Source organism: Shimia sp., from assembly GCF_041624275.1.
Lineage (GTDB): Bacteria > Pseudomonadota > Alphaproteobacteria > Rhodobacterales > Rhodobacteraceae > Shimia.
The window spans coordinates 1-20,225 of record NZ_JBFJVE010000028.1; the positions used below are offsets into that span (position 1 = coordinate 1).

Annotated in this window: 24 protein-coding genes; 2 read left to right on the forward strand and 22 right to left on the reverse strand. The window is 68.8% G+C overall.

Annotation, left to right across the window (positions count from 1 at the left end):
• A partial coding sequence (locus ABZD10_RS03865; RefSeq protein ID WP_372884787.1) for a 2-oxo acid dehydrogenase subunit E2 occupies positions 1–873 on the forward strand: 873 nt, incomplete at its 5' end.
• Positions 874–956: 83 nt separating this feature from the next.
• Here the strand turns inward: ABZD10_RS03865 and cysE are convergent.
• Positions 957–1,760, reverse strand: coding sequence for a serine O-acetyltransferase (gene cysE / locus ABZD10_RS03870; RefSeq protein WP_372884788.1), 804 nt, complete (start codon positions 1,758–1,760; stop codon positions 957–959).
• 85 nt (positions 1,761–1,845) lie between these two features.
• Between cysE and ABZD10_RS03875 the strand changes: the two genes are divergently transcribed.
• Entirely contained in the window at positions 1,846–2,184 is a 339-nt protein-coding gene (locus tag ABZD10_RS03875) for a TraR/DksA family transcriptional regulator (RefSeq protein ID WP_372884789.1), read from the forward strand.
• On the opposite strand, the gene ABZD10_RS03880 is transcribed toward ABZD10_RS03875, so the two are convergent.
• The 21 genes from ABZD10_RS03880 to ABZD10_RS03980 form a co-directional block, all read right to left on the reverse strand.
• Positions 2,165–2,473 (reverse strand): hypothetical protein, encoded by a 309-nt coding sequence (locus tag ABZD10_RS03880; protein WP_372884790.1) that lies wholly within the window; start codon positions 2,471–2,473, stop codon positions 2,165–2,167. The two genes, ABZD10_RS03875 and ABZD10_RS03880, sit on opposite strands and share 20 nt — an antisense overlap.
• A gap of 6 nt (positions 2,474–2,479) precedes the next feature.
• A complete protein-coding gene (locus tag ABZD10_RS03885; RefSeq protein ID WP_372884791.1) occupies positions 2,480–6,397 on the reverse strand; it encodes a glycoside hydrolase/phage tail family protein in 3,918 nt (1,305 codons plus the stop codon).
• Positions 6,385–6,831 (reverse strand): NlpC/P60 family protein, encoded by a 447-nt coding sequence (locus ABZD10_RS03890; RefSeq protein WP_372884792.1) that lies wholly within the window; start codon positions 6,829–6,831, stop codon positions 6,385–6,387. Before ABZD10_RS03890 ends, ABZD10_RS03885 begins: the two co-directional genes overlap by 13 nt.
• A complete protein-coding gene (locus ABZD10_RS03895; protein ID WP_372884793.1) occupies positions 6,828–7,712 on the reverse strand; it encodes a DUF2163 domain-containing protein in 885 nt (294 codons plus the stop codon). Before ABZD10_RS03895 ends, ABZD10_RS03890 begins: the two co-directional genes overlap by 4 nt.
• Positions 7,712–8,344 (reverse strand): TIGR02217 family protein, encoded by a 633-nt coding sequence (locus tag ABZD10_RS03900; protein ID WP_372884794.1) that lies wholly within the window; start codon positions 8,342–8,344, stop codon positions 7,712–7,714. Before ABZD10_RS03900 ends, ABZD10_RS03895 begins: the two co-directional genes overlap by 1 nt.
• A gap of 15 nt (positions 8,345–8,359) precedes the next feature.
• Complete coding sequence (locus ABZD10_RS03905) at positions 8,360–9,019, reverse strand: phage tail tape measure protein (protein WP_372884795.1); 660 nt, start codon at positions 9,017–9,019, stop codon at positions 8,360–8,362.
• Positions 9,006–9,215, reverse strand: coding sequence for a rcc01693 family protein (locus ABZD10_RS03910; protein ID WP_372884796.1), 210 nt, complete (start codon positions 9,213–9,215; stop codon positions 9,006–9,008). The genes ABZD10_RS03905 and ABZD10_RS03910 overlap by 14 nt, the downstream gene beginning before the upstream one ends.
• Complete coding sequence (locus tag ABZD10_RS03915) at positions 9,212–9,535, reverse strand: gene transfer agent family protein (RefSeq protein ID WP_372884797.1); 324 nt, start codon at positions 9,533–9,535, stop codon at positions 9,212–9,214. The genes ABZD10_RS03910 and ABZD10_RS03915 overlap by 4 nt, the downstream gene beginning before the upstream one ends.
• A gap of 2 nt (positions 9,536–9,537) precedes the next feature.
• Positions 9,538–9,951: a phage major tail protein, TP901-1 family gene (locus tag ABZD10_RS03920; protein ID WP_372884798.1), complete on the reverse strand. Its 414-nt coding sequence runs from the start codon at positions 9,949–9,951 to the stop codon at positions 9,538–9,540.
• Positions 9,952–9,969: 18 nt separating this feature from the next.
• Positions 9,970–10,383, reverse strand: coding sequence for a DUF3168 domain-containing protein (locus ABZD10_RS03925; protein ID WP_372884799.1), 414 nt, complete (start codon positions 10,381–10,383; stop codon positions 9,970–9,972).
• Complete coding sequence (locus tag ABZD10_RS03930) at positions 10,380–10,718, reverse strand: head-tail adaptor protein (RefSeq protein ID WP_372884800.1); 339 nt, start codon at positions 10,716–10,718, stop codon at positions 10,380–10,382. The genes ABZD10_RS03925 and ABZD10_RS03930 overlap by 4 nt, the downstream gene beginning before the upstream one ends.
• Positions 10,715–11,308: a head-tail connector protein gene (locus ABZD10_RS03935; protein WP_372884801.1), complete on the reverse strand. Its 594-nt coding sequence runs from the start codon at positions 11,306–11,308 to the stop codon at positions 10,715–10,717. The genes ABZD10_RS03930 and ABZD10_RS03935 overlap by 4 nt, the downstream gene beginning before the upstream one ends.
• Before the next feature lie 144 nt (positions 11,309–11,452).
• The gene (locus tag ABZD10_RS03940) at positions 11,453–12,640 is read right to left on the reverse strand and encodes a phage major capsid protein (protein WP_372884802.1); all 1,188 of its coding nucleotides are present in this window, start codon (positions 12,638–12,640) and stop codon (positions 11,453–11,455) included.
• A 22-nt stretch (positions 12,641–12,662) separates the two neighbouring features.
• Positions 12,663–13,229: an HK97 family phage prohead protease gene (locus tag ABZD10_RS03945; RefSeq protein ID WP_372884803.1), complete on the reverse strand. Its 567-nt coding sequence runs from the start codon at positions 13,227–13,229 to the stop codon at positions 12,663–12,665.
• A gap of 63 nt (positions 13,230–13,292) precedes the next feature.
• Entirely contained in the window at positions 13,293–13,520 is a 228-nt protein-coding gene (locus ABZD10_RS03950) for a hypothetical protein (protein ID WP_372884804.1), read from the reverse strand.
• Positions 13,513–14,697, reverse strand: a complete 1,185-nt coding sequence (locus ABZD10_RS03955; protein WP_372884805.1) for a phage portal protein — start codon at positions 14,695–14,697, stop codon at positions 13,513–13,515. The genes ABZD10_RS03950 and ABZD10_RS03955 overlap by 8 nt, the downstream gene beginning before the upstream one ends.
• Positions 14,698–14,808: 111 nt before the next feature.
• A complete protein-coding gene (locus ABZD10_RS03960; RefSeq protein WP_372884806.1) occupies positions 14,809–16,194 on the reverse strand; it encodes a DNA-packaging protein in 1,386 nt (461 codons plus the stop codon).
• Positions 16,094–16,432 carry a hypothetical protein gene (locus tag ABZD10_RS03965; RefSeq protein ID WP_372884807.1) on the reverse strand — a complete coding sequence of 113 codons (339 nt, stop codon included), beginning with the start codon at positions 16,430–16,432 and terminating at the stop codon, positions 16,094–16,096. Before ABZD10_RS03965 ends, ABZD10_RS03960 begins: the two co-directional genes overlap by 101 nt.
• Positions 16,433–16,735: 303 nt before the next feature.
• Positions 16,736–17,887, reverse strand: a complete 1,152-nt coding sequence (gene mltG, locus ABZD10_RS03970) for an endolytic transglycosylase MltG (RefSeq protein WP_372884808.1) — start codon at positions 17,885–17,887, stop codon at positions 16,736–16,738.
• Positions 17,887–19,146, reverse strand: coding sequence for a beta-ketoacyl-ACP synthase II (gene fabF / locus ABZD10_RS03975; RefSeq protein ID WP_372884809.1), 1,260 nt, complete (start codon positions 19,144–19,146; stop codon positions 17,887–17,889). Before fabF ends, mltG begins: the two co-directional genes overlap by 1 nt.
• 156 nt (positions 19,147–19,302) lie before the next feature.
• Positions 19,303–20,046: a HisA/HisF-related TIM barrel protein gene (locus ABZD10_RS03980; RefSeq protein ID WP_372884810.1), complete on the reverse strand. Its 744-nt coding sequence runs from the start codon at positions 20,044–20,046 to the stop codon at positions 19,303–19,305.
• Positions 20,047–20,225: the final 179 nt, after the last annotated feature.

Here is a 20,225-nt window from a genome sequence, read left to right on the forward strand (position 1 = left end):
ATCTCCGGCACCGGCCCCAGGGGGCGCATCATCAAGGTCGATGTCGAAAACGCCGCCCCGGCCTCTGCGCAGGCACCCGCGCCTGCCGCCGCCGCCACCACGCCCGCCGCTGCGCCGGCACCCGCCGCGGCGGCCCCGAAAGGCGCCGATGCCGCCAGCGTGGCGCGGCTCTACGCGGGGCGCAGCTTTACCGAGCTGCCGCTCGATGGCATGCGCAAGACCATCGCCGCGCGGCTGACCGAGGCCAAGCAGACCATTCCGCATTTCTATCTGCGCCGCGACATCCGTCTCGATGCGCTGCTGAAGTTCCGCGCCGAACTCAACGCCCAGCTGGCGTCGCGCGGGGTCAAACTGTCGGTCAATGATTTCATCATCAAGGCCTGCGCGCTGGCGCTGCAGCAGGTGCCCGAGGCCAATGCCGTCTGGGCCGGCGACCGGGTGTTGCAGATGCAGGCCTCGGATGTCGCGGTGGCGGTGGCCATCGACGGCGGGCTGTTCACCCCGGTGCTCGAGGATGCCGAGATGAAGTCGCTGTCGGCGCTCTCGGCCGAGATGAAGGATCTTGCCGGCCGCGCCCGCGAGCGCAAGCTGGCGCCGCATGAATACCAGGGCGGCAGCTTCGCCATCTCAAACCTGGGGATGTTCGGCATCGACAATTTCGACGCCATCGTCAACCCGCCCCACGCCGGCATTCTTGCGGTCGGTACCGGGGTCAGGAAACCGGTGGTGGACGACAACGGCGAGGTCGCCGTGGCAACGGTGATGTCGGTCACCATGTCGGTCGATCACCGGGTGATCGACGGCGCGCTGGGGGCGAAACTCTTGCAGGCGATTGTCGACAACCTCGAGAACCCGCTGGCCATGCTCGCCTGACGGCTTCATGCCCGACAACAGAAAAGCCCCGCGAGATGTTGCGGGGCTTTTGTTTTTCGGCTCTCTTCAAGTCAGCCGCAGAGTCAGTGATCGAGGATCTGATCCATCTCGACCGCCGGCTGGTCGCAGCCCGCCTCGCCGACGATCCGCGCCGGCACCCCGGCCACGGTCGAGCCCGGCGGCACCTCTTCCAGCACCACCGATCCGGCAGCGATGCGGCTGCAGCAGCCGACCTTGATATTGCCCAGCACCTTGGCGCCGGCACCGATCAGCACCCCGTCTCCGATCTTGGGGTGGCGGTCTTCCTCTTCCTTGCCGGTGCCGCCCAGCGTCACCGAATGCAGCATCGACACGTTGTCGCCGACCACGGCGGTTTCGCCGATGACGATGGAATGGGCATGGTCGATCATGATCCCCTTGCCCAGCCTTGCGCCGGGGTGGATGTCGACACCGAAAATCTCAGACGTGCGCATCTGGATGAAATAGGCCAGATCCTTGCGCCCTCTGGTCCACAGCCAATGGCCGATGCGATAGGCCTGCACCGCCTGGTAGCCCTTGAAATAGAGGATCGGCTGCAACAGCCGGTGGCAGGCCGGGTCGCGTTCATAGATCGCGTTCAGGTCGGCCCGCGCCGCCTCGATGATTCCCGGGTCGGCGGCAAAGGCATCATCGGCGATCTCGCGCAGCACCACCATCGACATCTCGTTCGAGGCCAGCTTGGCGGCAAAACGATAGCTCAGCGCCCGGTCGATGCTTTTGTGATGCAGCACACAGGCATGGATCAGCCCGCCCATCAACGGCTCGTCGCGCACCGCCGCCTCGGCCTCGGTGGTGATCCGTTGCCACGTGGGGTCAATCTCAGCGATGTTTCTGCGCGTTTCGGCCATGGTACTCCGTCCTTATCTGCCCTTAGACTACACTAGATAGTCGAACCGGCGCAAATTCAAAGCCCTGATCGCGGAGATCACCGTCGTGAATGCCCAAGACCAAGAGAGATTCCGCGCCCTGATCGCCGCCCAACTGGCGGCGCTCGAGGCCGAGGACGCCCTTGGTCAGGGCGGTCAGGCGGTGGTGACGCTGGACCAGCAGGCGGTGGGGCGGCTCAGCCGCATGGACGCCCTGCAATCCCAGGCCATGGCCAGGGCCGGCCAGGCGCGCCGCGACGCCCGCAAGCGGGCCCTGCAAGCGGCGGTGGGGCGGCTCGTGGACGGCGACTTCGGCTATTGCGACGACTGCGGCGAAGAGATCGCCCTGAAACGGCTGGAGTTCGACCCGTCGGTGGTCAGATGCATCAGCTGCGCCTCGGGCTGACCCGGCGCGCGGCGCGCCATTCGATCAGCTCGTGCAGCACCATCTCGACGCAGCCGCAATAGGGGGTGTCGGAAAACCCCGGCTCGGGGCGCAACACGCGTTTATGCGCCGTCGCCATCAGCGAACCGTCGCCCCACAGAAGATGCGATTTGCCGAACCGGCGGAAATAGCGGTGCGCGGCATGGGCCTCGGCGATCATGCGGCGGCAGAGGCTACGGCGGGCGGCCTCGGGCACCCCCAAAAGCGCCCGCGCCGCCGCCACCACATCGCCATGCATCACCCGCCGCATCGCGTCTCAGACCAGAAATGCCGCGCGCGCCGCTGGCCCCGGCCCGTAGCGCGCCGAGACCTGGGCCACCTCGATCTCGAAGGCCCCGGCGACGCCGTCCGCGGCCCGGATCGCGGCGCCATAGGTCCAGGCCGGCGTGCCAAGGGCAACCTCGCGCCGCACCTTGCCGCCCTGGATCACCCGCAGCAGATAGCTTTCGCTTTCCTCGCCCAGCGGCACCTCGGCCAGATCCCAGCTGTCGCCGTCCACCCGCGTGCGCCGCACCCAGGTCAGGGCCAGATCACCGGCACCGTCCAGAGTGCCGCGCAGATGGCAGGGCCGATAGGGCCGCAGCCCGTTGCCCTGAAAGGCCTGCGTCAGGTGAACATAGCTCGGGTCGTCATAGCCCCGCAGTGCCGGGCCGATCCGGTAATGCCGCGCCACGTTGCGCATGCCGCTGGCCAGCTCGATCTGCTGCGGGGCACCGTCGAACAGCACCACGTAAGACCCGGCGGGCCATGCGTCGGCGATCAGCGCGTCCGACCCCGCCTGCCCGCGCAGGCGCCGGCTCAGCCACCATGTCGCCTCGCCGACCAGCTCGGCGCTCTGGAACTGGAACAGCTCCCAATTGTCGGCGCTGCCATCGCCGATCATCGCCAGGTTGCCACCGGCCAGCAGCGCCGCCTCGTCGATGCTTTGCAGGGCACCCGAGATCAGCCTGACCTCGAGCGCCGCGCCCCGGTCCCACAGCCCCGCCGGGCTGGCCGGCATCGCGTTCTGCGTCACCCCGACCACGGCGCGGCTGGCAAAGGTGCGGTTCAGCGCGTAATCGGCATCGCGCCCCGAATCATAGACCGCGACACTGCCCGGCCAGGGCTGGGCGCTCAGCGCCAGATGCGGTGCATGCGCCGCCTCGTCGCCGGTGATCAGCGGCAGGTCGAGAAACAGCGGCAGCACCGGCACCGGGGCCGCAAAGGCCCGCATCGCCGGCCAGTCCTCTTCGATCGCCGCCGGCGTGTAGACCGCCGGTTCGATCCGCACCGCCTCGAGCAGCTGCAGCGCCCCCTGCTCGACCCGGTCGACCCGGTAAAGCGCCTCCTGCCCGGCGCCGGGCAGCGCCACCACGTCGCCCGCCCCCACCGCCAGCGCCGAGGGCGGCAGCGCCAGCCGCAGCCCGTCCCGCGCCACGCGGGCCTCGGCCAGCCAGCGTTCCGCCACCTGCCGCCCCTCGGCCCGGGTCATCGCCAGCGGCAGCAGGCTGGTCGCCACCCCATGGGTCGCCTCGTCGGGCAGCACCGCCTCTTCCGACCAGGTCTCGAAATCGCTGTCCGCGCCGACGAATTGCAGCCGCACCCGCCCCGCCAGCGCGGCCTCGCCGTCGCGGGTCCGCTCGATCCCGCCCTCGACATCCTCCGAGACCGCCACCCGCGTCTCGTCCAGCACCATCGGCTGGCGCAGGCCGCGCATCAGGAACCGCAGCACCCCGTCACGTTCCACCGCGTCAAAACCATGGCGCAGCATCAGGGGCTGCAAGCCCGCCCGCGCCTCGCCGACCTCGTCCACGGAAAAGCCGCGCACTGTCCCCTGCAGGTCGCTGACATCAAAGGCCGGCACCCCCGCCGCCTCGCAGATCTCGCGCACCACCGAGGCCAGCGGCCGCGACGAGGCGCGCCCGTTGATCCAGTGGCCGCGCGCATAGTTGGCGCCATCGCTCCACAGCGCCTGATTGCCCGGAAAGGCCGGATAGGGCCGCGCGTCCCAGGCCCAGACATGGGCCCGGCCCATATCCACCATCGGCGCGCCATACTGCGGCGACACCGGGTTGTTGTCAGGATCCTGCCAATAGCCGGTCAGCGCCCGCAGATACTGCGCCTGGATGGTCTCGTCGCGCTGCCCGCTGGAAAAATGCGGCAAGGCGGATTCCGAGGATTTCGCATCGAGAAACTTGTTCGGCTGGTTGCTGCCCTTGTCGAGCGCCGCGCAGCCGATCTCGGTGAACCAGACCGGCTTGCTGGCCGGCTGCCATGCCGTCGGCGCCGCCTGACGCAGCCCGCCGATACGGTCGTGATGGCTGTTTTCCCACCAGCCGCGAATGTCCTTGTAGCGAAAGACCCAGGGTTCGCCATGGGCGCCGTCGCTGATCGGCGTGCGGATCTGCGCCGCGCGGGCCTCGGCCGAATGGTAGTACCAGTCATAGCCCTCGCCGCCGGCGACATTGGCCATGAGGTAGTCGACGTCATAGATGCTGCCCCAGCCCGCATCGGCGTGATCCTCGCCGTCGCGCCAGTCCGACAGCGGCATGTAATTGTCGATGCCGATGAAATCGAGATTCGCATCGGCCCAGAGCGGGTCGAGGTGAAACAGCACGTCGCCCGATCCATCCTGCGGGTGATAGCCGAAGTATTCGCTCCAGTCCGCCGCGTAGCCAAGCTTGGTGTCGGGCCCCAAGAGGCTGCGCACCTCGGCCAGCAGGGCGCGCAGCGCCGCGACCGCCGGAAAGCCCGCCGCGCCCCGGATCTGGGTCAGCCCGCGCATTTCCGAGCCGATGCAGAACGCCTCGACACCCCCGGCCGCGGCACAGAGCGCCGCCTGATGCAGCACGAAGCGGCGATAGCGCCATTCGGAGGGGCCGGAATAGCCGACCTGGCCGGGCGAGACGGTGAAATCCGCCGCCGACGCGCTGCCGAAAAACGCCGCCACCTCGGCATCGGCCGCCGCCGTGCCCTCGGGCGTGCCCGCCCGCCCCGCCGCCACCGACGCGGTGATCCGCCCGCGCCACGGCAAGGCCGGCTGCTCGCTGGCGTCGCTCCAGGGGTCGGGCAGGCCGTTGCCCGCCATCTGTTCCATCAGCACGAAGGGATAGTACAACACCTCCTGCCCCTCGGCGCGCAGGTGGTTGATCGCCTCGATCACCGCCGCATCCGCCGGGGTGCCGCCATAGACCGGCCGCCCCTCGGCCTCGGCGATTTCTTCGGCCGCCGCCCGCGTCAGCCCGGCCACGCTCCAGGGCATGTTGCTGCCGTCGGCCTCCCGGCGTTCGACCTTGGGCCGGATCTGGCAGCTGTCGCAGCGCAGGTCGTCGCCGAACCAGCTCACCACCAGCGACACCGAGCCGCAATTGGGCAGCTCTTCGCTGAGGGCCGCAACCGAGGTGACGAAATCGCTCTGCCCCGAGGGCGTGTTGAGATTGGCCGCTTCGCTGTAACCCGGCGCCCCCGACACATAGACCGGGCTCGTCGCCAGCGCATATTCCCCGGTGCCCGGCATCAGCGCCACCGCCCGCACCGCATGGGCAATATCGCCCCCGGCCCCGGCCTGCGCCACCGGGCTCGGGCGGCAGACCTCGAAGGAAAACTGCGGCACCCGGTTGCCATAGGGCGCCAGCGGCAGGTTCTCCATCACCACATAGGCGGTACCGCGATAGGCCGGCACCTGCCCCGCCCCCTCGACCGCCTCGATCAGCGCATCGGGCAGCTGATCGGACGTGCCCCTGTAGACGCGCATGTTGAGATCGCCGGGCGCCACCTCGTCGCCGTCGGCCCAGACCCGGCCGACCCGGGTGATCTCGCCCTCGCAAAGCGCCAGCGCCAGCGACACCGTGTAACTGAACTCGGCCGTCTCGGGCGTCGGCGGCGCGCCCTTGCCGCCACCGGAATAGGCCACGCTTTCGACGAACTCGGTCGCCCAGATCACCTGCCCCGACAGCCGCATGCGCCCGTAAAGCCGCGGCACCGCCGCGCCTTCGGCCGCGCCGTTGAGGCGAAAGCGGTCGACCTTGCCGCTTTCCACCACATCCGAGCCGCTGCCGAGGATCTGCTGGTCGATCGCGCGGCCGAGGGTCGCCCCGGCCAGCCGTCCGATCGCCACCGCCGAGACCCCGGCCAGGCTGCCGCCCACCGATCCCCCGATCGCCGCACCAACGGCGGATAAAATCAGCGTTGCCATGCCGATGCCTCCTTGGGAAATTGAAACCGCGCCACGATGCGGCGCCGCCAGGGCGCGCCCAGCGGGCTTTCGGCGACCGCATGGCCCGAATAGGCGTGGATGAAACTGGCCCGCGCGCCAACGCGCCCGGCGATCCCCAGATGCTTGGCGACGCTGCCCGCCCGCATGCGGAACAGCAGCACATCGCCCGGCGCCTCGTCCTCGGGCGCCTTGGCCACCAGCCATTGCCGCGCCTTGCGCCACAACAGCTCGTCTCCCTGCGGTTCGCACCAATCCTTGCTGTAGCGCGGCACCGTCTCGGGCAGGGCGCCGAAGCGCTCGCGCCAGACGCCCAGCACCAGCCCCAGGCAATCGCAGCCCGCCCCCTTGCAGGCCGCCTGATGCCGATAGGGGGTGCCGATCCAGCCCCGCGCCGCCGTCACCACCGCGCTCATCGCAGGCTGCCCCCGGTGTTGCGCCCGTCCTGACGCGGATAGCTCAGCATCCAGTCCTCGCCCGGAATGTCCGGGAACCCCCGGAAGTTCAGCAGGTTGTCGAACTTCAACCGACAGGTCTCCATGCGCTTGTCGCAGCCGGCCACCAGTTGCAGCCGGTCGCCAACCGCGACCTCGGCCCGCAGGGGCTGCCACAGTTCGATCAGCCGCCGCCCGCCGTCGATCCAGTCACGCTTGATGCCGCCGCCCAGCCCGGCCCCGGCGCCACTCAGCATTTGCAGACGCCCACGCGTGAACCAGCCCGGCTCAAACCCGGCCAGCGCCCCCCAGGAAAACACCCGCCCCCCTTCCACCCCTTCGATGTCGCGCAGGGCGAAATAGCCGGCGGCCCCGGTGTCGAAACCGCAGGCCCCATCGCCCAGCACCGCCGCGCAGGGTTTCTGAAACACCCGCCCGAAAGGCCGGTTCAGCGCCTCGGTCAAACCACGCAACTCGGCCTCGAAGGCACCGCCGGCGCGGCGGATCTCGCCAAGCTGGCCACGGAAGACCACGCTGCGCATCTCGACCTCGGCCCAGTTCACCAGCCAGCAGACCACCGCCGCGGCGTCGAAACGCCCGGCCTCGATATCGGCCTCCTGCACACCGGCATCGCTCAGCGCCCCCAGTGCCTCGGTGTTGTCAACGGCAAGCCCGCTGGACTGCGCCAGCGCCACTGCCGAGACCCCGGTGTCGGCGCGAAAGGTGAAGCCCTCGAAGGCAAGGTCACGGTCGTGGTCGGTGAACCCGTGTCTCACACCGTCGCTCCGGGTGATGCCCCAGCAGCGCGCCAGGGTCGTGAGACCGGTCTTCAAATGCGCCTCCAGCGCCCCCTGCACCGCCATCAGACCCGCAGCTCCACCACCGGAACATTGGGCACGTCACCGGCCTGGAACGAGGCCACGCTGGTCTGAATGCGGTCGGTGTCAAAACGCACCGGCACGTCGAACTCGAACCCCGCCGTCACCTCCCGGCCCTTTATCGGAGCGTCGAAAAACGTGATTTCCCCGCGGGTTGCGTCGGTTTCGTAATGCACCCCTTCCTGCATTTCATCGCCTTCGACCCCGACCCGGACGCTGCCCGCCACCGGCTTGCGGATGGGCCGCGCATAGCGGGCCTCGCCCGAGACATAAAGCTTCTGCAAAGCGAACACCCGTTGGTCGCCATCCGCCACCGCGATCACCTGATCGCGATAATCGATCTCGCGCGAGGGCCGGCACGACTTGAAATCAGACCAGTCCTTCCAGCGAAACCCGTGAAGCTGCCCGCGCCGGGCCTCGAAAAAGGCGATCAGCTGCGCCACGTCATCGAGCGAGCGCATGCCGACCCCGGCGTCATAGCGCCGCCGCGAATGCGCCCAGGGCGTGTTGCGTTCTTCGAACCCGTTGGCCAGCGTCACCACGTCGGTGCGCCGCTCGGGGCCCCCGACCGAACCGAAGCTCAGGTTGGCCGGAAACCGGACCTCGTGAAATCCCATCTGAAATGCCCCCTGTTAACGATTGCGTTGCCCGCGCCCCAGCGCCCGGCCCATCTGCGCCGCGATCTGCGTCTGGCTGCGGCGAAAGCTTTCGGCGTCGGGGGTCTGGATATGCATCACCACGTTGACCGGCGCCGCGCCAGCACCGCGCACCCCCAGCTTGCCGTCCGGTCCGCGGGCCAGCGGCATGATCGCCTCGGGGCCGGCCTCGCCCATCAGCCCGGTGCCGCCGCGCATCGGGAAATAGGTCGGCGCCGCCACCACCCCGCCCGAGGCAAAGGGCATCACCCGGCCCTGGGCGAAACCGGCGCCGTCGGCAAAGGGCAGGATGCCCTGCACCAGCGTGCCGATCCCGTCGGCCAGCGCGCCGCCAAGACTGTCGGTGACCGGCCGCAGCGCCGCGCTATAGGCGGTGTTCATCAACGACCGCGCCACCTCTTCCAGCGCTTCGGAAAGCTTCATGCCGTCGAAGACCACCCCGTCGAAGGCCCGCCGCAATCCCTTGCTGAGCCCTCTCTCAAGGGTCTTCACGTCCTGCCCCGTGGCCGCCAGGGTCTGGCGCACGGCGCGCAGCTCGGTGTCGAAATTCGCCGCCATTACCGCGGTCTGCCCCAGGCTTTCCTCCAGCGCATCGACCTGCGCCTCGAAACCGTCCAGCGCCTCACGCTCGCTCATCTTCGCCCCTTTCCCTGTTGTCCGGATAGGCCTTCAGCAAGGCCTCCAGCCCCTTGCGGTTCAGCCCCCGCGCCGCGCCCGGCGGCCCCAGCATCAGCCGCAGCTCGGCCGGGGTCAGGGCCCAGAACGCCGCCGGGCTGAGCCGCAGCCCCAGCAGTCCGGCGCGCATCAGCGCCGGCCAGTCGAACCGGCTCACGGCGCGTCCCCGGGCAGGCTGAAGGCGCGCGCCAGCAGCTCGGCCGCCGCCTTTGCCGCCGCCATCGGGCCGCCCGCGACCTCGGCCTGCATCAAATCGTCGACCCTGCCCTGCCAGCCGCCGCCGCGCAGCCCGGCCACGATCAGCGCCAGCACGTCGCGCGCCGAATAGCCGCCGCCTTCGAACCGCTCGACCAGCGCCACCAGCGAATCGCTCTGCAAGCCGGCCTCCAGCTCGGCCAGCGCGCCCAAGGTCAGCCGCAGCACCTGCCGTTCGCCGTCGATCACCAGCGCCACCTCGCCCGCATAGGGGTTGGCCATCTTCAGACCGCCACGAAGCTCAGCGCCCCGGCCGAGGCCATCGACATCTCGTAGGTGGCCTCGCCATCATGGCGGCCGGCGTATTCGATCGCCGAAATCTGGAACGGCCCTTCGACAATGCCGAAATCGGGGATGATGACCTGAAAATCCGGGGTCTCGCCGTCAAAGAAGATCTGCCGCGCCCGTTCGTCGGTATTCGCGTCGCGAAACACCCCGGAGCCGGCAATCGCCGCCGAGCGCACCCCCGCCCCGCCCAGCAGTTCGCGCCAGCCGCCCTGGCTTTCAAGGCTGGTCACGTCGACGCTTTCCGCGTTGAAGCTGATCCGCGTGGCGCGCAGCCCCGCGATCGTTTCGAACTGACCGTCGCCGGTCAGATCCACCTTGATCAAAAGATCCTTGCCGTTCTGGGCACCCATATCGCCACCTCTTTCCAGTTAAACGTCGTCCTCGACCCGGGCCCGAAAGCGCAGGTCGATGCGGCGCGTGTTGCCACGGCCCGCGCGTCTTGCCGTCGCCCGGTCGAATGTCATGAACACCAGCCGCCCGCGGCTAAGTGCAAGATCCGCGCCCTGCAACGCGTCGCAGATCGCCACCGCCGCCGCCTTGGCGGTGGCGAAACCCGCCGCCTCGGAAATCACCGAAATGGTCAGCCGGTGCTCGGCCCCGTCGCCGCTCAGATCCGAGCGGCCAAGCACCGTCTCGGCCCCGAGGATGACATAGGTCTGGGGCAGAACGCCCGCCGGAACCGCGTCGTATACGGCTGCACCAATAAGTGAACTAAGCGACGTATCATTCTGTAACTTCTGATAAATCGCCGATTGAAGGGCGTCCGACATGGCATAGCTCATACCGCCGTCTCCTCGAATGCGAAACAGGTCAGGAAACGTCGGCGCGCGTCGTGATCGGCCACGGCCTCGATGCTGAAGACCCGTGCGCCGTCGACCAGGCGCATGCCCGCCTCGGGCCGCGAGCCGGCGCCAGGCGGGGCCGCGCGCACGATGATCCTGCAGCCGGCCCGCGCCAGCGAAACCTCGCCGCCGTCCCGCGTCCGCCCCGCGCCCGGCCGAAGATCGGCCCAGAGCGTGCCCCGCGCGGTCCAACTCGTCACATGGCCGCCGGCGCCGTCGGCGGTGCGCTCCGGCGCCTCCAGCACCAGCCTGCGGCTCAGCCGCACCGGCCTCATGCGCCTGCCCCCAGCCGCACCGCGCGATAGCGCTCGATCAGGCTGGTCACGCCGAAAGGCATGCAGCCGCCGCTCAGGGCCATGTCGTCGCGGTACTCGTAGTAATGCGCCGCCAGCAGCATCACCGCCTGACGCAGGTCCGCCGGCACGTCGCTCCAGTCGGGGCCATAGCCGGCCAGAAACCGCACCTCGGCCTGCCCCTCGCTGGGGATGCTGGGCAGGCAATTGCCGACAGGGCGCAATTCGGGGTGCTGCGCGTCCGGCACCAGCCGATAGACGCTTGGCGCCACCACCACCGCCTCGCCCATCCTGTCGACCAGCGACACCTCGGCCAGCGCGCTGACCGGCGCCACCGGCAACGGCTGTCGCGCCGCGTCGCGCCAGCGCGGCAGCGTCCAGGCAAAGGGCCGTTCCAGCAGCGCCTTGCCGGTCCGGGCCTCGATCGCGGCGATACTGGCGCGCAGAAAGCTCTCCAGCACCGTCTCCTGCAACCCATCATCGTCAAAGCCGCTGCCCAGACGCAGATGCTCCTTGAACTCAGCCACTGGCAGGGCCGCCGAGAGCACCGTGGTCTCTTCAACTAACATCATGAAAAAACTCCGAATATTGCGGCCCCTCCGGCCTGGAGGGCGCGCGCCCCGGCGCCGCCCGAACGGAGGGGACAGCCAGACAACGCCTATCGCAGACGCACGCCCGGCAGAGGCGGCACCCGCCGCCCCCGCCATTCACGCCCCTCAGAGCGCGAATTTCAGCAGCTTGATCGCCGCAAAGTCGCTGACATCGCCACCGACCCGCTTGGTGGCATAGAACAGCACATGCGGCTTGGCGCTGAACGGATCGCGCAGCACCCGCAGGTCCGGCCGCTCGGCCACGGTATAGCCGGCCGCGAAGTCACCGAAGGCGATCGCCGGCGCCCAGGAGGCAATGTCGGGCATGTCCTCGGCGATCAGCACCGGATAGCCCAACAGCCGCGCCGGCTCGCCCGCCGCCAGCCCGTCCGACCACAGGAACCGCCCTTCGCCATCCTTCAGCTTGCGCACCGCACCGGCGGTTTTCGAATTCATCACGAAGGTCGCATTGGCGCGGTATTCCGCCCCCAGCGCATAGACCAGGTCGACCAGGGCATTCGCCGGATCGCTGGCGGCAAAGGCCCCGTCCGCGCCGCTGCGCACATGGCCCAGTTCGCCCCAGGTCTCGGTGCCGGCATCGACGCTGTTGTAGGTCAGGAACCCGGTCGGCTTGTCGACCCCGTCGCCGCTGACGAAGGCCGCCGCCTCGGCGCGGGCGAACTTGTCGGCGATACGCCCCGCCAACCAGGCCTCGATGTCAAAGGCGCTGTCGTCCAGCAGCCGCTGCGACGCCTTGGGCAGGGCCGAAAGCTCATGCAGCGGGATGGTGATACGCTCGATCGTCGGCGTCCCGCTCTCGGCGGTGGCGGTGGTCTCGTCGGCCCAGCCCGCCCCGGCCTCGGTGGAATCGATCAGCACGTCGTAGGACACCGCCTCGACATTGACCACATTGGCCACCGCCCGGATCGAGGCCGTCGCCCGCAGGGTCGACCGGATGGTTTCGGCGGTCTGCGGATCGACCAGATAGCCGCCGTCGCCGTTGACGGCGGTCGACATCGATTTCCCTTCCAGTTCCAGCCCCCGCAGCCCGTCATCCTCGCCGCTGCGCAGATAGGCGTTGAAGGCCTTGCGATGCGGCACGTCAAAGTCGGTGCCGCGGTCCAGCGCCGGGCGCTGCAGGTTCGTCGTTTTTCGATCAAGCATGGTCAGTCGCTCATCCTGTTTCTGAAGTCGTTTCTGAATATCGTCCTTGAAGCCCCTGAAGTCGTTCATGAAACCCGTCACGGCCGACTTCACCTCGGCGGCCGGAGACATGGCCTCTCCGCCCCGAGAAACGGTCTCGGTATTCCCCATTCCAATGGTCCTCGATCTTGAGTTATGCCGGGCGCCTGTCGCGCCTCAGCTCCTGACGGGCGGTCTCGATCGCCGCCGCCGCTTCCCGCAGCATCCCCGCCTCAAGGCTTTCGCCCTTGGCCGACACGCGCGCACTGGGCAGCATCGGAAAGGTGACCAGAGACACCTCCCACAGCTCCAGTTCCTGCAAGAGCCGACGGCCCTTGGCATCCTTGCGGGCCGTCACCGTGCGGTAGCCGATCGAGAGGCCGTCGATCGCCCCGGCGGCGATCAGCGCCGCCGCCTCGCGGCCCTTGGCCACCTCTTCCAGCAGGCGGCCCCGCACCCACAGTCCGCGCGCATCCTCGCGCACCTCTTCCCAGATGCCGATCGGCTGCGCCGGGTCGTGCTGCCACAGCATCTTCACCGCCCGCCCGGCCGCTGCCAGCCGCCTGAGCGATTGCGCATAGGCACCCTTTTCAACCACGTCGCCACCCTGGTCGCGTGCCCCGAACAGGCTGGCATAGCCCTCGATCCTCGTTCCCTCCTGCACGCTCAGCCCGGCGCCGAACCGCGCGAACTTATGCTCCAGCCCGTCCTGCATTCTCATCGCTCTCCTCATGTTTCCTGCGGGACACCGCCACCGCCGTTTGTTCCAAACCTTTTCAACGCGTTACAGCGCATTGCTCAGCAGGCTTTGCAGCGCCTGAGCCAGGATCACGCCGACCACGCCGTAGACCGTCAGCCACAGCCGTTTCTCCAGCCGCTCGATCAGCATCTCGATCTTGTCGAGCCGCCGGTTGAGACTGTCGAACTGCAGCGTGGTCATCCTTTCCTGCGCCTCGAGCCGCAGCGCCGGGGCGCAGTCGAACCTTTCGAATCCATAGCGTGGCTCATCCATCCGCAGGCTCTTCCGCGGCCCGCGCCGGCAGCCCCAGCATCAGCCGTTTCTCGGCCGCGCTGAGAAAACCGGCACCGGTCACCCGCGCCCATTGCGCATCGCGTTCCGCCGCCAGCGCCGGCACCTGGTCGAGATCCGGTTTCAGCACCAGATCGGCGCCCAGGAACCCGGCCAGCCATTGCCCCAGGGTCGCCGCCACCCGTGTCGCCAGCGGCAGCACGGTCAGCCGATAGAAGGCCCGGTTGGCCTCCTGGTAGTTGGCATAGGTCGCATCCCCCTGGATCCCCAGCAGCATCGGCGGCACCCCGAAGGCCAGCGCGATCTCGCGCGCCGCCGCCTCCTTGGTCTTCTGGAACTCCATGTCCGACGGCGAAAATCCCATCGGCTTCCAGTCCAGCCCGCCTTCCAGCAGCATCGGCCGCCCGGCGTTGCGCGCCCCCTGATGGTGGCTCTCCATCTCGTTCACCAGCCGCTCATACTGGTCCGGCGACATCGCCCCGGCCCCGTCGCTGCCGCGATAGACGATCGCCCCCGAGGGCCGCGCCGCATTGTCCAAAAGCGCCTTGGACCAGCGCGAGGCCGCATTGTGCACATCCACCGCCATCGCCGCCGCCTGCAGGGGGGCGAAACCATAGTGATCGTCCTGCGGGTGGAAGTTGCGCACATGGCACAGCGCCGCCCCGGCCAAAAGGTCGAACCGATGCTTGCGCCCGCCGACCGCATAGTCATAGGCCACCGGCCAGCCGTCGGCCCCCGGCACCACGCTCATCCGGTCCGACCGCAGCACATGCAGCTCGCCCGGCAGGCCGGCCTCGGCCCCGACCGCCTCGACATAGCCGTTGCCCGACAGCAGATACTGTCCGAACAACGTCTCCAGGAATTCGGCCCGCGCCTGCCCCGGATTGGGCGCCGCCAGCAGCGCCAGCACCGGGTGGCTCTCGAAGCGCTCGCTGCCGTCCTGCAACACCAGCGGCAGGGCGGCGGCGCTTTCGGCGATCAGCTTGACACAGCGGTATCCCACCGGGTTGCCGGCAAAGCCGTTGCGCGTCAGCGACACCGTGTCCCGCGGGCTCCAGGCCACCCGCCCGGCCCCGGACCAGGCCAGCACCCGCCCCGCCGCGCTGGCCTTCTGTTCGGGCTTCTCGGCCCCGGTGCGCCGGAAGAAGTCAAATACCATCGCTGAACGCTCCCCTGTCTCTGTCTCTCTGTCGCCCTGCCCTGACCCCGATTGCCGGACCAAAGGCAGCATGCAATCAATTGGTTAATTCACCCTCAGCGCAGCGCGCGCTCACAGGCTGCGCAGCCGCGGCCGCACCGCCTTGGCCGAGGGGCCCAGCACCAGTTCGTGCAGCGCCCAGACCAGGGCATCGACCCGGTCCGGGCTGCCCCGGCCCTGATAGCCCTGCAGGCTCATGCGGCACATCTGGTCCTCCAGTTCGGCGAACTGGCCGACATGCAGAACCCGCCCCTGCTCGTAAAGCGCCGCCACCGGCTCGGCCCGCGCCAGCTTGCCGCGCGTCGCATGCACCGCCCGATAGGGCAGCGTGGCGTCGACCTGACGCAGCATCTCGGCCACCAGGTCACCGCCCTGGTTGACCTCGGCCACCAGCCGCTCGGCGCCCCAGGCATGCATCGCCGTCACCGCCACCCGCGCCCAGCCCAGCGGGCTGCCGGCGCGCAGCGAAACATCGTCCAGCACATAGGCGCGCCAGTCCTGCACCGGCCCCCGCATCCGCACCCCGGCGACCACGATGCCGCATTCGTCCGATGCCGCGTGGCCGCTCACCGGCGGGTCCACCGCGACCACGATCCGGTCAAGCTCGGGCGGCGGTGCCTTGCGCCGCAGCCCCTCCAGCATCTTGGTGGTCCACAGCGCGCCCTCGACATCCTCCAGCAGCACCCCGTCCAGCTCCTGCCGCCCCAGCCGCGTGCCGGCATAGCGGCCGCGCACCTCGCTCAGGAAACTCTCTGCCAGATAGGCCCGGTTGGCCTCGGTCGCGGCATGGGTGACCACGGTGCTGCCGCGGGCCAGGATCTCCTTCAGCACATCGACATTGCGCGGCGTCGTGGTCGCGCAGACCTGCGGGTGCGCCCCCAGCCGCAACCCGAACTGCAACATGTCCCAGGTCGCCCCGGCCTTCTTCCATTTCGCCAGCTCGTCGACCCAGGCGGCATCGAACTGCGGCCCGCGCAGCGCCTCGGGCTCATGGGCCGAGAACACCTGCGCCACCGCGCCATTGGGCCACAGCAGCCGCCTGCGCGTCGCCTGCCAGGCGGGGCGGCGGTCGGGCGGCGAACAGGCCAGCAGGCCGCTGTCGCCAAAGATCATCACCTCGCGCACCTGGTCGATGGTCTCCCCGACCAGCGCCACGCGCCGCGCCCGCCCGGCATCCAGCGGGCCGCTGCCCTCGACCATGGCGCGCACCCATTCCGCCCCGGCGCGGGTCTTGCCGGCGCCGCGGCCGCCAAGGATCACCCAAGTGCGCCAGTCGCCCTCGGGCGGCAGCTGGTGTTCGAAGGCCCAGAACTCGAACAGATAGGGCAAGGCCAGCAGCTCGCCCTCGCTCAAGCCGTCAAGAAACGCCCTCCGGGTCGCCGGCGGCGCGCAGGCGAGCCAGGCGCTCCCCGATCGTAGCGCGTGCCTGTTCGAGATCGAGCCGATAGTCTTCGGCAATCCCCTGTCTGTCTTTCTGACGCTGCTCAAAGCTCTTCTCCGTGTCGATGGCGGTGCGGATCAGCTGGCGCAGCTCGCTCAGCGCCTTGCCGGTCCCGGCCACCGCTCCCCCCTGGTCCCGTTCCAGCCGGTCGCGCAGCGCGGACAGCGCGCCGCGCACCCCCCTGAGCAGCTTCCTGACCTCGGCCAGGTCGCGGTCCAGCGGCCCCTCGCCCGTCGGCGGCTCGAATTCCGTCATCTCTGCCCCTGTCTCGCCTGCGCGGTTGCCCCCTCCGCCAAAGCCGGGTCTGCACCACCGGCAGGGCCCATCCTGCAACGGCGGTCTCAGCATCCGGTTAAGGCAGCGTGCGCACCCCCCCCCTCAGCTGCCGAACAGGGCTTTCTCTTGCGACAAATATCCCGGGGTGAATGAGCGCCCGCGGCGCTCAGAGGGACAGCGCCCCTGGGCAGCCCGGCCCCGGGCGCATCCCGGCATGGAGCACAAAAAAGCCGCCTGCAAAGGATGCAGGCGGCTGGTCTCTCTACCCTTTTGGAGCTCGGCTCACTGATCGGCGCGTTCGGCCTCGATGCGGCGCCACTGGGCGACATTGGCATTGTGTTCGCGCAGGGTCGCGGCAAAGGCATGCCCGCCCGTGCCATCGGCGACGAAGAAGATGAAATCGGTGCTCTCCGGATTCACCGCCGCCTCAAGGCTGGCGCGCCCCGGATTGGCGATCGGCGTCGGCGGTAGCCCCGGAATCACATAGGTGTTCCAAGGGGTTTCCCGGCGCAGTTCACTTTGGCGCAGACCCCGTCCCAGCACCCCTTGACCCTTGGTGACCCCGTAGATCACCGTCGGGTCGGTTTGCAGTTTCATGCCCCGCTCAAGCCGGTTGACGAAGACCGAGGCCACCTGCCGGCGCTCTTCCGGCACCCCGGTTTCCTTCTCGATGATCGAAGCCAGGATCAGCATCTCTTCGGCCGATTTCAACGGCGTGCCCGCGACCCGCGCCTCCCAGATCTCGGCCACCCGTTCCGACTGCGCCGCCTGCATGCGTTCGATCAGGCCGGCCCGGGTATCGCCGGGACGCACCTCGTAGCTGTCCGGGGCCAGACCGCCCTCGGGCGGCACTGCAACCTCGCCGGCCAGCACGTCGATCGCGGTCAAGGCGTCGACCACCTGCCAGCTGGTCACCCCTTCGGCCACCGAGATGCGATAGCGCGTATCGACCCGCTGGCGCATCGTCTCGAAGACCTCGGGGGCCTCTTCCTCGGCCGGGTTGAAGGCCGCGACCTGGACGAAACGCGCTGTTTCCGGGTCAAGCTCGCGAACCTCGACCGACCGCCGCGTGACCCCGACCCGATAGACGATCTCGGTGCCGCAGGTGCTGGCGCCGCCACGGGTCACGATATCGGCGATCTCCTCCATCGAGGCCGCCTCGTGCACCAGGAAAGAGCCGGCCTTCAGTTTCTCGCTCTTGTCGCTGTATTCCACCCCGATGCGAAACAGCGGGCCGCTGGCGATGGCGCCCTGATCCTCAAGCTTTCTCGACACCCGCCCCATGGTCGATCCGGGCTCGACCTGAAGGCAGATCGGCGCCTCCAATGGCCCCGCCGCGCGGTATTGCGCCTGCCCCCAGAGCACGGCGCCGCCCAACAGAAAGACGCACACGATCAGCAGCGTGATCGCGTTCGAGGCGATATGCCGCCACATCAGCCGACCTTTCCGAAGATCACCGAAGCATTGGTGCCGCCAAAGCCGAAAGAGTTCGACAGCGCGATATTGATCTCGCGTTCGACCTTGCGGTTCGGCGCCAGGTCGACGGCGGTCTCGACCGCCGGATTGTCAAGGTTGATGGTCGGCGGCGCCACCTGGTCGCGGATCGCCAGGATCGAGAAGATCGCCTCGATCGCCCCGGCGGCGCCCAGAAGGTGGCCGGTCATCGACTTGGTCGAGGACATGGTCACCTTGCCCGCAGCATCACCCATCAGCCGCTCGACCGCGCCAAGCTCGATCGTGTCGGCCATGGTCGAGGTGCCATGCGCGTTGATGTAATCAATATCCTTGGGCTCAAGGCCCGCGTTCTTCAGCGCCGCGCGCATTGAGCGTTCGCCGCCCTCGCCGCTCTCCGAGGGGGCGGTGATGTGATAGGCATCGCCCGACAGACCATAGCCCAGCACCTCGGCATAGATCTTGGCACCGCGCGCCTTGGCATGTTCATATTCTTCCAGCACCACGACACCGGCGCCCTCGCCCATGACGAAACCGTCGCGATCGGCATCATAGGGGCGGCTGGCCTTGGTCGGATCGTCTTCGCCCTTGGTCGACAGCGCCTTGCAGGCGTTGAACCCGGCAATGCCGATCTCGCAGATCGCCGCCTCGGCGCCGCCCGCCACCATCACCTCGGCATCGCCGAACATGATCAGCCGTGCCGCGTCGCCGATGGCATGGGCGCCGGTCGAACAGGCGGTCACCACCGCGTGGCTCGGGCCCTTGAACCCGTACTGAATGCCGACATGGCCCGAGATCAGGTTGATCAGGGCGCCGGGAATGAAGAAGGGCGACACCCGGCGCGGGCCCTTCTCGGCCAGCAGCAGCGTGGTCTGCTCGATGGATTGCAGGCCGCCGATCCCCGAACCGATCATCACCCCGGTGCGCTCGCGGTCCGCGTCGGCCTCGGGCTTCCAGCCCGAATCCTCGACCGCCTGCATCGCCGCCGCGATGCCGTAAAGGATAAAGTCGTCGACCTTGCGCCGCTCCTTGGGGGCCATCCAGTCATCGGGGTTGAAACTGCCGTTGCTGCCGTCACCGAAGGGCACCTCGCAGGCGTATTTCGTGGTCACGCGCGCCGGGTCGAAACGGGTGATCGGCCCGGCCCCGGATTGCCCGTCCAGAATGCGGGACCAGCTTTCCTCGACTCCGCAAGCCAGCGGAGTGACCAGACCAAGCCCAGTAACGACGACACGACGCATATTGCTGCCCTTTCCTCAAATTTCCCGACGCTAATACCGTGCCTTGCCCTTCGGGGGCAAGAGCTTCGCGGCCGATCGGCACGCATCCTCCGAAATAGTCGCCGCACCCGCCGAGCCGGCGGAGGCGGCGCAGGCCCTGCCGGCGTGTCCCGGCGGTTACCGGAACTCTGCCTTCGGCTCGGGAACCGGTTGGGCGAGCGCCAGCGCCTCGCCAAGGTCAAGGTCCTTGGCGAACAGCGCCCGACCGACCAGCGTGCCGCTGATATTCGGCACGTATTTCAGCCGCGAGATGTCGTCGCTGCCGCGCACCGTGCCGCGCGCGATGACCGGGTGGCGGGTGCTTTGCGCCAGGCCCGAGATCACCCCGAGATGGCCATCGCCATCGCCGATGTCGGCGTCGATGTCGGTCACGATCACCCCGGCAAGGGGCGAACTGTCATAGGCGGCGACGAAATCCGCCGGCTGCATCGCCCCGGTCTGGCGCCAGCCCTCGGTCATCAGCTTGCCCTGGTAGATGTCGACCGCCAGCACGATCTGGTCGGGATAGCGCAGGGCCAGCTCCTGCACCAGGGCCGGATCCTGCACCGCCAGGGTGCCGAGCACCACCCGCCCGACCCCCCTGTCGATCCAGTCCTCGATACGGTGGCGCGTGCGCAGCCCGCCGCCCAGCTGGATCGGGGCCCCGGCGCCATGTATCAGGGTTTCGATCAAGGCGCCGTTGTCGCCGGTGCCGGCCACCGCATCAAGATCGGTCACATGGATCCACTGTGCCCCGGCGGCCGTGAAACCCTGCGCCGTGCGCAGCGGATCCACATGCCAGATCGAGGGCTCGTCCAGGCGTCCCCGTGTCAGGCTGACACATTTGCCGCCCTGCAACTCTATCGTCGGAAATACGATCATCCGGTCCTCCTTGGGTTATCCGCTTCCCTCGGGAAGCCAGCTCCACTTTGAAAGACTACCACCGCGCCGCAATTGTCCCAAATCGGCATAAAACGCCACGAAGACGTCGCTTCGCCGGGCGGCGGGAAAAAAACCGGATGGCCCGGGGGCGCGATGGCGCGCCGGACAAACGAAAAAGC

What these genes read in the sequence shown, in the direction of transcription:
- ABZD10_RS03880 (WP_372884790.1), bottom strand. Translation starts at nt 2,473, where the DNA reads ATGCGGCGGGTGATGCATGGCGATGTGGTGGCGGCGGCGCGGGCGCTT.
- ABZD10_RS03920 (WP_372884798.1), bottom strand. Translation starts at nt 9,951, where the DNA reads ATGGGTGCCCAGAACGGCAAGGATCTTTTGATCAAGGTGGATCTGACC.
- ABZD10_RS03945 (WP_372884803.1), bottom strand. Translation starts at nt 13,229, where the DNA reads ATGAGAATGCAGGACGGGCTGGAGCATAAGTTCGCGCGGTTCGGCGCC.
- ABZD10_RS03965 (WP_372884807.1), bottom strand. Translation starts at nt 16,432, where the DNA reads ATGACGGAATTCGAGCCGCCGACGGGCGAGGGGCCGCTGGACCGCGAC.
- mltG (WP_372884808.1), bottom strand. Translation starts at nt 17,887, where the DNA reads ATGTGGCGGCATATCGCCTCGAACGCGATCACGCTGCTGATCGTGTGC.
- ABZD10_RS03980 (WP_372884810.1), bottom strand. Translation starts at nt 20,046, where the DNA reads ATGATCGTATTTCCGACGATAGAGTTGCAGGGCGGCAAATGTGTCAGC.
- ABZD10_RS03935 (WP_372884801.1), bottom strand. Translation starts at nt 11,308, where the DNA reads ATGATGTTAGTTGAAGAGACCACGGTGCTCTCGGCGGCCCTGCCAGTG.
- ABZD10_RS03890 (WP_372884792.1), bottom strand. Translation starts at nt 6,831, where the DNA reads ATGAGCGCGGTGGTGACGGCGGCGCGGGGCTGGATCGGCACCCCCTAT.
- ABZD10_RS03900 (WP_372884794.1), bottom strand. Translation starts at nt 8,344, where the DNA reads ATGGGATTTCACGAGGTCCGGTTTCCGGCCAACCTGAGCTTCGGTTCG.
- ABZD10_RS03895 (WP_372884793.1), bottom strand. Translation starts at nt 7,712, where the DNA reads ATGGCGGTGCAGGGGGCGCTGGAGGCGCATTTGAAGACCGGTCTCACG.
- ABZD10_RS03955 (WP_372884805.1), bottom strand. Translation starts at nt 14,697, where the DNA reads ATGGTATTTGACTTCTTCCGGCGCACCGGGGCCGAGAAGCCCGAACAG.
- ABZD10_RS03915 (WP_372884797.1), bottom strand. Translation starts at nt 9,535, where the DNA reads ATGGCCAACCCCTATGCGGGCGAGGTGGCGCTGGTGATCGACGGCGAA.
- ABZD10_RS03925 (WP_372884799.1), bottom strand. Translation starts at nt 10,383, where the DNA reads ATGAGCTATGCCATGTCGGACGCCCTTCAATCGGCGATTTATCAGAAG.
- ABZD10_RS03930 (WP_372884800.1), bottom strand. Translation starts at nt 10,718, where the DNA reads ATGAGGCCGGTGCGGCTGAGCCGCAGGCTGGTGCTGGAGGCGCCGGAG.
- cysE (WP_372884788.1), bottom strand. Translation starts at nt 1,760, where the DNA reads ATGGCCGAAACGCGCAGAAACATCGCTGAGATTGACCCCACGTGGCAA.
- ABZD10_RS03950 (WP_372884804.1), bottom strand. Translation starts at nt 13,520, where the DNA reads ATGGATGAGCCACGCTATGGATTCGAAAGGTTCGACTGCGCCCCGGCG.
- ABZD10_RS03905 (WP_372884795.1), bottom strand. Translation starts at nt 9,019, where the DNA reads ATGAGCGAGCGTGAGGCGCTGGACGGTTTCGAGGCGCAGGTCGATGCG.
- fabF (WP_372884809.1), bottom strand. Translation starts at nt 19,146, where the DNA reads ATGCGTCGTGTCGTCGTTACTGGGCTTGGTCTGGTCACTCCGCTGGCT.
- ABZD10_RS03940 (WP_372884802.1), bottom strand. Translation starts at nt 12,640, where the DNA reads ATGGGGAATACCGAGACCGTTTCTCGGGGCGGAGAGGCCATGTCTCCG.
- ABZD10_RS03885 (WP_372884791.1), bottom strand. Translation starts at nt 6,397, where the DNA reads ATGGCAACGCTGATTTTATCCGCCGTTGGTGCGGCGATCGGGGGATCG.